This is a genomic window from Stenotrophomonas sp. STEN030, from assembly GCF_056759995.1.
Map to the genome: position 1 here is coordinate 1 of NZ_JBRREB010000085.1, position 11228 is coordinate 11228.

At 60.7% G+C, this 11228-nt stretch carries 9 protein-coding genes; 1 reads left to right on the forward strand and 8 read right to left on the reverse strand.

What is annotated here, in order from left to right:
* Positions 1–335 precede the first annotated feature (335 nt).
* The 3 genes from ACVOLR_RS19180 to ACVOLR_RS19190 form a co-directional block, all read right to left on the reverse strand.
* Entirely contained in the window at positions 336–731 is a 396-nt protein-coding gene (locus ACVOLR_RS19180) for a hypothetical protein (RefSeq protein ID WP_481537849.1), read from the reverse strand.
* A 247-nt stretch (positions 732–978) separates the two neighbouring features.
* Entirely contained in the window at positions 979–2070 is a 1092-nt protein-coding gene (locus tag ACVOLR_RS19185; RefSeq protein WP_481537850.1) for a DNA glycosylase AlkZ-like family protein, read from the reverse strand.
* A 92-nt stretch (positions 2071–2162) separates the two neighbouring features.
* On the reverse strand, positions 2163–3314 hold the full coding sequence (locus tag ACVOLR_RS19190) for a YncE family protein (RefSeq protein WP_481537851.1): 1152 nt from the start codon (positions 3312–3314) through the stop codon (positions 2163–2165).
* 198 nt (positions 3315–3512) lie between these two features.
* Between ACVOLR_RS19190 and ACVOLR_RS19195 the strand changes: the two genes are divergently transcribed.
* Complete coding sequence (locus tag ACVOLR_RS19195; protein ID WP_481537852.1) at positions 3513–4208, forward strand: transposase; 696 nt, start codon at positions 3513–3515, stop codon at positions 4206–4208.
* A 31-nt stretch (positions 4209–4239) separates the two neighbouring features.
* On the opposite strand, the gene ACVOLR_RS19200 is transcribed toward ACVOLR_RS19195, so the two are convergent.
* The 5 genes from ACVOLR_RS19200 to ACVOLR_RS19220 form a co-directional block, all read right to left on the reverse strand.
* A complete protein-coding gene (locus ACVOLR_RS19200) occupies positions 4240–6225 on the reverse strand; it encodes an alpha/beta hydrolase family protein (protein WP_481537853.1) in 1986 nt (661 codons plus the stop codon).
* A gap of 310 nt (positions 6226–6535) precedes the next feature.
* Positions 6536–7333, reverse strand: coding sequence for a CPBP family intramembrane glutamic endopeptidase (locus tag ACVOLR_RS19205; protein WP_481537854.1), 798 nt, complete (start codon positions 7331–7333; stop codon positions 6536–6538).
* Positions 7334–7552: 219 nt separating this feature from the next.
* The gene (locus ACVOLR_RS19210) at positions 7553–8209 is read right to left on the reverse strand and encodes a hypothetical protein (RefSeq protein WP_481537855.1); all 657 of its coding nucleotides are present in this window, start codon (positions 8207–8209) and stop codon (positions 7553–7555) included.
* A 448-nt stretch (positions 8210–8657) separates the two neighbouring features.
* On the reverse strand, positions 8658–9434 hold the full coding sequence (locus tag ACVOLR_RS19215) for a hypothetical protein (RefSeq protein WP_481537856.1): 777 nt from the start codon (positions 9432–9434) through the stop codon (positions 8658–8660).
* Between the two features lie 252 nt (positions 9435–9686).
* Positions 9687–10880, reverse strand: coding sequence for a GGDEF domain-containing protein (locus ACVOLR_RS19220; protein WP_481537857.1), 1194 nt, complete (start codon positions 10878–10880; stop codon positions 9687–9689).
* Positions 10881–11228: the final 348 nt, after the last annotated feature.

Below are 11228 nucleotides of genomic sequence, written 5' to 3' on the forward strand. Positions count from 1 at the left end.
CCCCCCACCACCTTAGCCCGCGCACCCCCCCCCCAGCCCACCCCCACCCCCCACCCACCCCCCCCCCCCCCCCCCCCCCCCCCGCTCCCACAAAACCAAAGCAGCAAGTACCGAAGCCATGCTCGGCAGCGCTCCACCTGTAGTGCCGAGCCATGCTCGGCAGCGCTCCACCTGTAGTGCCGAGCCATGCTCGGCATTGGCATCACCGATAAAGCCCCCTGCCCAGCATGGCTCGGCACTACGCCCCCTCCCTTTCGCGTCGCGAAGGAGAGGCTTGGGGAGGGGCTGGCTCTTCGCTGGCTGACACAGCAATGGCTTCGCGGCTCACGCCGCTCCTACATTCTCGGCGCCGATGCGCGCCGCAACGCGAGGTTGTAGGTCGTCGCATAGATCGCAGTCACCGACAACGGCACCACGATCGTGCGCAGTATCTCCGGCGTACCAGCCAGCCAATGGATGCTGCTGAGCAGACTCAGCGAAGCGATCACAGCAACCATTGGCGGCACCCAATAGCCGGACCTCCCCGGCAAGCGTGCGGACAGCGCCTCGATCATGCGCTTAAGGAACAAGGTGATCAGCGCCGACAACGTGCCCTGCACCACTCCCGCGATCAACGGCCGCGGCATCGGGTGCGCCAGGTTGGCGAAGGCGGCCCAGCTACCCATGGCGATGAAGGCCACAGTCATATGCAAGGCACTATTGCGAGCTGCTGCGGCAGTAGTTGGCGACACGCGTGTGATCCTATGGGCGGAGCAGTACAACGGCACTGCAGCATGACGGATGCAGTCGCCATGGTTCAACTCGCCCGTACCGCCCGAGCTGGAGAACCATCAGCAACAACCTGACAATGCCGGCTCGGCACCCGGATCAGCTGACAGCAACCACAGAGAAATTGCGGACATCGCAGAGATGAGACCGTTTCATCTCCAAAGGCCGCGGATACGCGAGGGCGGCGCCGCAGCCAGCAGACGCTTCAGCTCACTGCTCCACTCCAAGAAACACCCGCATGCGCGCCAGCTCCGCATCCAACTCCTGGACAAAAGCAGCATCGCGCGGAACTTGTCCTTCGACGTACTGCAACTCAGCGTTCAACGCCCCGCCGGCAACCGAAAGATTGCCCCAGCCTATCACCCGGTCACCCCACAGCAGCGGCAACGCGTAGTAACCCAGCTTGCGCTTGGGCGCAGGTGTGTACGCCTCGAAGCGATATGCCCAGCCCCAAAGCAACTCGAAACGGCGACGGTCCCATACCACCGGATCGAACGGTGTCAGCAGCCGCACCTGTGCATCCGGCTTCCAACGACGGCTCTCCACAAGCTCGTCAGCGGGCCAAACCCAATCCACGCCATTCACCCGCGCCCGCGGCAAACGTTGCCGCGCACGCAATAGCGCAGCCTTACGCGCGTCTTTCCACTGCGGAACGCCATTGCCAAGATGGGCCACCAACTGACCGAGACTGGCATCCGGCAATGGCGCGTACTTGCCGACAATCAGATCGATCAGCGCATCCATGCGCGCATCGACATCACTCTTGTGAACCGGTGGTGCAGCATCGCGCGCCGCATACACACGCGTACCGCCATCGCGTCGCGCCACCCGCAGCAGCCCGCGATAGTGCATGCCATCGAGCAGCTGCGTGCTGGCATTGGACGAGCCGCCGAACCAATTGGTGGTCTTGCCATGTGCGAAGTGCGCGTCTACCTCACGCGGATGCACCGCACCACGCTCGGAGATGAAGGCCTGCACCGCCTGCGCCTGCTTCCAACGTGCAGGCGTCCATTCCATTCGCGCCTGCCGTGGATGCATCAAGGCATGATGCCCACGCGGCAGGAAGCCATAGTTGACGAAGAAATCTTCCTCGATGGGAAGGCGTGGATAGCGCAGCTCCAAATCCCCAGCACGGTAACCCAGCACCCTGTGCCTCAGGGTGAGGTCCTGTGCCCGTGCGGGCGCGCGGATTGGATCGGCCTGGACAAAGCCCAGCTTCGCAATCGCCCGCATCAGCGTGGTCGGCTTGAACAGCGAACGGGCAACCGCGTAGCGGCGCAGATGATCGAGCGTGATGGCCATGGGCCGATGATGCCAGCAACCGCGAAAGAAAGGCCAAGGCAGCACGCATGGCTGCCTTGGCCCCGGACACTCCGGTTGCAGAAACTGCTGCGTCAGCTGCCCAGATCGATGCGGGCGACGGCTTCCTCAGCACCCTTCGGGTCGCTCTCGCCATTCTTGATGCTGACGTACAACACGTTGTTCTTCGCATCCAGCGCCAGGCTGTTCGGGTGCGTTGGCACCGACCAGCTGGCCACCTGCTGGTAGCTGTCGCTGTCGTAGGCGGTGACGCTGCCGGCTTCGCGGTTGGTCACATACAGGCGCTTGCGCGGTGCATCCAGCAGGATGCCCAATGGGCCTGCATCGGTCGGAATGCTGGCCAGTTCGGCGCCACTACTGCGATCAAGCACCAGCACGCGCTTACCCGGATGGCGCGAGGCGAAGCCTTCAATGCTGCTGGCCTGGTATTTGCGAATCATCTCCAAGCCTTGATCGGTGACGAACAAGCGCTTGCCGGCGGGGTCCAGCGCGATGTTCATCGGCTGCTCGGCACTGACCTGGAAGCGCTGTTCGACCTTGCCGCTGTCGGTGCCGACGGTGACCACTTCACCCAACAGGTTGCTGGTGTAAACCCGCTTGCCTGAGGCATCCAGCGCAAGCCCTGGCGCCTTGGCCTTGCCCAGCCCCTCGATGGTGTCGATCAAGCGCAGCGACTGCGTATCGACCACGAACAACACGCTGCCTTCCTGCGAATGACCAGTCACGTACAGGCGATGGTTCGGAGCATCCACCACCAGCTCACGCAGATCGTGGCTGTAGTAAGACTTGCCGTCCTTGTCGGTGACCTTCTCCATCAGCTGCACAGTGCCGATGGCCTTGTTCTGCGCGGTATCGACCACCGTCACCGAGGTGTCGACGGTATTGCCGACATACAGGCGATTGTTGCTGTCATCCAGCACCACGCCAAAGCCCTTGCGCTCCAGCGGAATGCGCTGCTGCACGGCCAGCGTGGTGGGATCCAGCCGCAGCACTTGGGCCGGGCCGGCGGCATCGCCAAAGCCACCCGACGAGGCGACGAACACGGCGTTCTGCGAGGGGCTGTAAGCCAGCTCGTACAGGCCCTTGGCAACGGCCTGGCGCTGCACATCGGCGGCAGCGCTGCTGGTGCCAGCAACCGGCGAGGTCGCCGAAGCAGCCGGCGCAACTACCGCAAGAGAGACCGCCAGCGCGAGCGCAGCGGAACGGAACATGGGGGATTTCGACATTGCGAGCTTCCTTGATAGGGCACGAAGGGTGTCCTGGCTCGCTGCGCCGTTGTCGAACGGGAATGGCTGGCTGGTGGCCGCATGGTAGTGCAAAACCGGGGTCAGAGTCAGGTTCTTACACCAAGCACCCCACTCCCCGGATCGATTCACCACACCGGTCGCCTTAGCGTTGCAGACGAACGGCGACTGGAGTTCAACATGGCAAGGCGACCACGAATTGATCCGGCGGGCGTGACACAGCACATCATCCAACGCGGCAACGACCGGCAACCATGCTTCTTCCGCGATATCGACCGCATGCGCTACCTGCAGGACCTGCACGCGCTCAGCATCGAGCGCGAATGCAGCGTGCATGCCTATGTATTGATGACCAACCACGTCCACCTTCTGATAACGCCCGCCGAAACTGGCGCGATCAGCGGCCTGATGCAGGCATTGGGCCGACGCTACGTCCGTTATATCAATGACGCGTATGAACGTACCGGCACGCTATGGGAAGGCCGCTACAAATCCCACCTCATCGCGAATGACGATCATCTTCTACGCTGCTATCGCTACATCGAGTTGAATCCAGTCCGCGCTGGCATTGTGCCGGATCCCGCCGACTACCCATGGTCGAGCTACCGGCACAATGCCTTCGGCGTAGCGAACCCGGCCATACAAGCCCACATCTGCTACACCAGACTGGATGCCTGCGATACGCGGCGACATGCGGCGTATCGCGATTTCGTTCAACAAGTGAGCAACGAAGACACAGCCAGTTTCCGCGACCATCTCAACCGTCAGCAGCCCATGGGCAACGATCGCTTCCGGGCCGCCATCGAAGCGCAACTCGGCCGCAGCCTGACGCCAGGCAAGAGCGGCCGGCCAAGGAAAACGGAGCCAGCTCGCTAGCGGAACGAATGCACTCGCGGGCTTCCCACTATCAGTTCGCCGAGCTGCGAATACCTGACTCTGACCCCGGTTTTGCCGTCGCTCCGCCCAGATGCTGACCAAGGAAGGACAGTAATCGCGCGTAGTACTCGCGCCGATGCGGTTCGGTATAGAAGCCGTGGCCTTCGTTCGGGTAGTACAGGGTTTCTACCGGCACGCCGGCTTTCTTCAGCGCACGCTCCATGCGTTTGCTGTGCTCGATGGGTGCGCGCTCATCCTTGCCGCCTGCAGCCAGGAACACCGGTGCCTTGATACGGTCGGCCAGATTCACCGGCGATCGCGCCCCAAGGTCAGCGCGATCACCCATCCAGTCGCTGGCCCAGGTTCGTCCGGAACTACTGCGGTTTGATGTATTGCGATGCATCAGGTCAAGATCATAGACGCCTACATAGCCGGCGGCGCAGCGATAGAGGTCGGGATCGCGCGCCGCGCCCATCAAGGCTGCGTAGCCGCCGTAGCTGGCGCCGTAGATGCAGATCCGCTCGCGGTCGGCCACACCTTCGGCGATTGCCCAGCGCGTGGCATCGGCAAGGTCGTCCTGCATGCGCCCGCCCCATTCGCGGCTACCTGCATCGGTATACGCGCGGCCGTAGTTGCCCGAACCACGGTAATTGACCCGCAGTACCGCGTAGCCGGCGGCCGCCAACAACTGCGCATCGTCATCGAATCGCCATTGGTCGAACACACTGAATGGACCGCCGTGGGGCAGCAACACCATTGGTCGCGGCTCGCTCGCCGGCTTCAGCGGCTCGGTCAGATAGCCATGCAGCTGCATGCCATCGCGTGCACGGAAGCTGACATAGCGTGAGGGTGGAACCTGCTGCGGCTCAAACCACTCGCGGCGGCTGAACATGCGATCAGCTTTGCGCTCCTGCGTGTCAAATAGGAAGTAGTCACCGTTGTTGCGGTCACTCCATACGAACAACAGCGCATAGCGGCCATCGCTGGTGGCCGAGGTCATGCGCACCGCGTCGGTGCCGAAGACTTTCTCCAGACTGCGGTAGAAACGCGGCGTACGCGCAGCCTCGTCAAAGAAGCGGTTGCTGATACGCTCGTTCATGAAGGACGCACCGATAGGCGTCTTGCCGTCCATGTCATAAAGGACCTGATACGGATCGACCAGCGGGTCGCGCAACAGTGTCACTTCCTGGCCGCTGGCTGGGTCCCAGGACACGATGCTGTCCGGCCCACTGGCATGCTCGACCTGCAGATAGGCGAGCTTGCCATCTGCACTGAATCCCAAAGGGAAACGACGCTGGCCGCTGCTACCGGCGTCATTGATCAAACGCCAATCCTGCCCACGCGCCTCGCGGTAGAACAGCTTGGAGATGTTGTCGGCCTTGGCACCCACCGCAAAGCGCACCTCACCGGCCTGATCGGACACAAAGCTGGCGCGCTGTACCGGCACCTCGGCAATCCGCACGCGGTTGCGACTGTAGATATCGAGCTTCTCGATACGAACAACGGGATCGCTCGCCACCGGCACCGCCGAAACCAACACGTTGCGTGGATCGCCCGCCAGCGGATCGAGCATGTATACAGACTGCTCGAAGGTGTTACGCATTTCCGTGACCAACCCGGGCTGCGTGCGTACACCGTAAGGGCTAGCCAGCAACATGCTGTACTTGCCGTCCACATTCACCGCATACAGTTCGCCGATCGCCACCGGCTCATCACGCGAGCCCTGCTTGCTCGATAGCGACACCACCACCCGCTCGTCATTGGCCCACCAGAAATCGTCAACCACCGAATCCGGCCCGCCCATGATCTTGGCAGTGAACGCATTGTCCTCGCGCCGCAGGATCAGCAACGCGGTTCGGTCTTCCAGCGGCTTGGTCACCGCAAAGTGCTTGCCATCGGGTGATATCTTCACCCACTCGTAGACGTCCTGCTGCACGAACGGCGTGATATCGATGGTATCGCCAGCCCGTACCCCCGCCGACACAACACACAAAACAAGCGCCAGCCAGACCCGCATACCGCCCCCTTCCTTGGTTATCCAGCCCCCGCTGGTAGGCGGAGCATAGGCGAAAATCAGGGTCAGGGTGGAACTCCCGGGAAAGGGGGCCGCCTCGCCACTCCTAAACTCGCTGAACGATGGGACACTCAGATCAAGAGTAAACCCACGTGACGTTCCGGCCCCTCCGAGCTATAGCGAATAACATCAGAAATTTCTGCCAGGAAATTCCTGCCCGGAAATCTCTGCCAGAAAAAATCTGGCACGAACTTAAGAAGCCAACATTCAATAGCCGCACAAATCCAACCCTGACACCGGCTTCTTCTTCCACTCAGCCCGCAGCAGACAACCATGCGAGCACTACGACCGCGTTGAAGAGCGCGTGCGCACCGATGCAGAGGATGAGTGAACCAAAACGTACTCTGATTGCATACAGACTGACAGAAATAACGCCAAGCATCGCTAACCGCAGAGTCCCACTATCCCAGAATTCCATTGACCCGTGCGAGATGACAAACAAGCCGGTACCTACCATGCAAGCAGGTACCGACCCGCTAGCGCGGTGCAGAAGGCTATAAACCAATCCCCTGTACAGAAGTTCCTCCAGCAACGGCGCAATCAAGATTGCCGCTACCATCAAGGAGATTCGCTCCGAAGTACTGAAAGATTGAACAACTAAATTACCTGCCTCCATCCCAACCATCCAAGAGATCAGCGACGCCATCACTATGCAGAGCGCTGTGGGTGCAGCCAACACAGCAAGGGCTCGCCAGCCAAGGTTTCCTATCAACTTCAACTCTGACGACAGACTCCAGCCAAAAAATCGCATCAGCAGAATGGAAAGCCCAGCTGCGACAACTACAGACGCCACATAGAAACCGCAGCCACCGTTCACCGGCGTTATCCGGATGTTTCGATAGACCGCCCCGGTCTGCATGCCTTGCCGATGCAGATACTGCTTCGCATCGTTGATCTCATTGGCGACAAAGCGACATCGCACCCAGCTGACTCCATCATTGAGTGTGTGCGTTTCGTCAGTACAGCGAATTCCCTGATCGTCGTCCGCTTGACTCCAGTCGACTTCGTTGAACTGCAAGGATGTCGGCAAGACGTCAAAAGTGATGTCCATGGAGTACGGACCCGATACAGCCGACGACAGGGTGATAGAGAGCGACACACATAGAACCGCGAATGCTGCTAAGCACCACTGTAAAATTGACCATGTCGAACGGCTCAACAACCCCCCTTTACTCGCAGCTGTAGAGCGCATTGTCATGCCCGCTAGCAACGTTGGTTGGAGTGAACATGCGTTCCAATCGACGCTCGATGATCGCGATGTTCCAACTCATCAAAACCAGTCATCGTCGTAAGTCCAGACTGACCAGTAGTCGCTCGCCCCAATTGGACGGTATCCACCATTTCCATCACTGCCCCATATGCCCCCGTAAGAGCCTGATGGACCCGGCACCGGTGTAGGGGCTGGCTTGGGGACAGGAGGATCCGGTAGCCTCTCACATCGATAGGAAGCACCAAATCCGCATAAACCCGTGTCATCCATCACTGGAGTGGAACCTTGCGCGGCGCAAGCCCTGATAACACTGTGCTTTGTGATCTGGTCATTTATGTAGCAGGCGGCTCCCATGAAGATGGGTATCAGGGCCAGCGACCCTGCCCCTACGCCAACCGCGTGCTCAGCCTTGCTGTTGGCAATCTGCATTTCATGAGGGCTCAACTTCTTCTGGATCATGTTGCCGCCGCTGATGGCGGTCACAGTTGATGTCGCTGGGTCGTACTCTGCACTGTATGACTTGCCGGTTCCATCAACCGACTCAAAGACAAGATAGTCGCTGCTGGCGACGATGGATCCTGGAATAACCATACTCGACGCAGCCAAGTCCGCCAGCGGCTCTTCATGGTCCCGATTAGGTGGATTCCGCTCGGCAGCGTGACCAATACACGCGACTCCAGATATGACTACTGCAAGTAGCTTCCTTTGAATGTTCATTATTATCTCCGTGACGACTATCCCTATCGCTGCGCCGCTCTGTTGGCGACCGCGCTCGGACCTCATCTGTGACGAGACTGCGAACCTGCGATGCAACTTAATTCTTCTGACAGCGAGGCTCCTACTACGCAATACGCGAGAAATTCCCTCTCGATCATGGCGACTCCTCGCGTTCTTTTTAACTTGCGCACCAAGGACTATGAGCGCAGTTCTGCCTACATCCGAGCGGCATTCCAGAAGACACACCACTTCATCCGGTGCGGCATTGAAGCCCCATGCAGATGATTCAGATTTCCGTCTTTACACGCAAGACGCACACCGTCTTCAATGAAAGTCATCCGCGTAGGGGGATCACTTGAATGCAAGTAGTAGCCGCTAAGGCCCGCTGAGAATGCAGCCAGTCGAGCGTCTGGTTCCCGCATTGCCCCGCTACCTTCAAGCCGTTGCGCTATTTCCGGGTATCGCGCTTTTCGAGATCTGCGCTGCACTGCAGCCCAACCGCATGTTGCACCCGATAGCCAATTTTCCGAGCCATCGCCTCCATGCCATCAAGGCGCGCATGCAGGAAGCTATTGGCCGGCAACAACGCCCTCAAATGTTCACTGATGGGAATCGACCAGCTCTCAGGTGCCGAATCCCTTCTGTTATTGGGCTCGCCCAAGCGCCAAGGCAGCATCAGCGCCTTCTGCGATTCCGAGTGCAGCACCTGCCGTCGCCCATCGGCCCAGATCAGTTGAATGACTGCGAACGGATAGTCATCGGTCCAGCTGATGCCATCGCCATACAGGTCATCCACCAGCGTCTGCACGCCTTTGTTCTTGACGTATTGGGCGCCGACCAGGCGCTGCGTTGCTTTGCTGCAACCGTTCGACGGATGGCTCTGCCAATCCCCGCTGGGGATCAACTGGCCGCGACGATAGTGCGCGGCAACGCCGCGAACCCCACGATCCCGATCCCAGGCCGGCTCACGAATCGCGTCAACCAAGGCCGCTACTGCCGCGGCATCAACATCACGGCGCAGGCTTTTGCGACCACCATTGCGGTCCTCGTAGCTGCCATGCAAGGTGTAATCCTGCCTGCCGGCCAGCCGCTCAAGCACGAAGTTTTCCTCGATCATGTCCCAGCCCATGTGCTGGCAACTGATGACGACGCGGACGGGTAGACCCTCCGCCTGCGCTGCGGCCGTCGCCGGCAGCAAGGACACCAGCAGCAGGAGCATCGGCACCCCGACTATCCAGCGCAGGCACCGACGCAGCAAGGCTGCAGCGCAACCCGGACCTGTTCGGCCGCAAAGCAAATATGGAAAGCAGATAGGAAGGCGTTCGATGACCGAGCGCCCGTCAGCTCGCCCGGCAGACACTTGCCGGTTCAACGCAGGCCCAATCCGGGATCGCATGCCCTCTCCTCGAAGTTCAGTCGCCACTGCTTGATGCGGCATCGCCCAAGAATGCCAGCAATCCGACGCGGGCACAGACAGCTAGTGAACCGTATCCAGCATTGCGTTAACCCGACTCTGACCCCGGTTTTGCTCCACGCGGTTGCGGCCGGTGTTCTTGCCGCGGTACAGCGCCGCATCGGCCTGCTGCATGGCCTGGCTCAAACCTGCCGCGCTGGCAAAGCTGTCCGAGACACCGATGGTCACCGTGCAGCGCAGCCCTTCATAACGCGCGCCCTGCAGCATCACCGCCTGCTCGATGCTGCTGCGCACACGCTCGGCCACACGCAGGGCCGGCGCGTCGTCGGCGCCAATGCAGATGGCGGCAAACTCCTCGCCGCCCAGCCTGCAGACCAGGTCGCCCTTGCGCACCGAGGCGCGCAAGGCATCAGCAACGCCGCACAGCACGGCGTCGCCTACTTGATGACCGTAGGTGTCGTTGATGTTCTTGAAGTGGTCGACATCAACCAACAGCAATCGCGCCGAAGTGCCGGGACGTCGGAAGTAGGAACTCAACTCCGTGCCCAAGCCGCGACGATTGAGCAGCTTCGTCAGCGGATCGCGCGCCGCCATGAACCGCAATTTGTCGGTAAGCCGACGCAGCACCAGCCAGACAATCGACGGCGGCAGGATGGTCGCCAGCGAGCACATATAGACATAGAAGATCATCGAGAACTGGCCATCCATGCTCAGCGCCTCGAAGCCGCCGGACAGCAGCTTGCTGAGCTTGATGACATTCAGCACGCAGATGCCGCTGATCAAGCCAGCAAACAGCAGCACCTCACCGCGCAGGTCCTTGGCAAAGCTGCGCGCGCCGTACAGCAGCACCGCCACCATGCTGACGAACCACACAGCACAGGTACCTGCCAGCAACGCATAGCGCGCCACCGGGCCCACTGCCCAGTTCACCAGAATCTGCAGGAGGCTATAGCCCACCGCCAGGTACAACAGCGGCCTGGCCAACGGCGTAGCAAGGCCAAAGAAGCGCGCCCCGCCCACGCAGTACGCCAGCAAGGAGCACAGCGTAAGCGTGTGGTTGACCATGCTGATCCAACTCCAGCCCGGCGGCCCTTCCAGCAACTGCAGCACGTAAGCCCCGCCCAGCATCAGGTTGGCCGCCGCAAAAACGTCCATACCCATCTTCTCGTCCTGAAGGCGACGACTGATGAGTTGGAACATCAAGCTGAAGCTCAGCAGGTAAACGCAGAGCATGCCGACTAGGAGGGTGGCGATCATTGGCTGTTCGACATAAAGGGCAGGCGAAGGCGCGCCGCCCACCTCATGCGGAACGACGGATGCCAAACAAGAACTCGCAACGCTGCCGCTGATCCCCCGGCATCGCGTTGTCCCCGCCGTATCGTACCGAATTTGGTTGGGGTTACGGGGTTTGAGGGGAGCTAGATGGGGCATGTAAACGGTTACGGGAGGCTCTTACGTTGGCCCGGGGCAAAACCGGGGTCAGAGTCGGGTTTAGGTACGAAACCCGACTCTGGAATGGCCCCGGCTGCATGGGCCCCCCAGAATTGGGTCAACCCCGGAGGGGTTCCACGGCCAACCCACGGTTACGTGCCGAGTTAAAGCGCG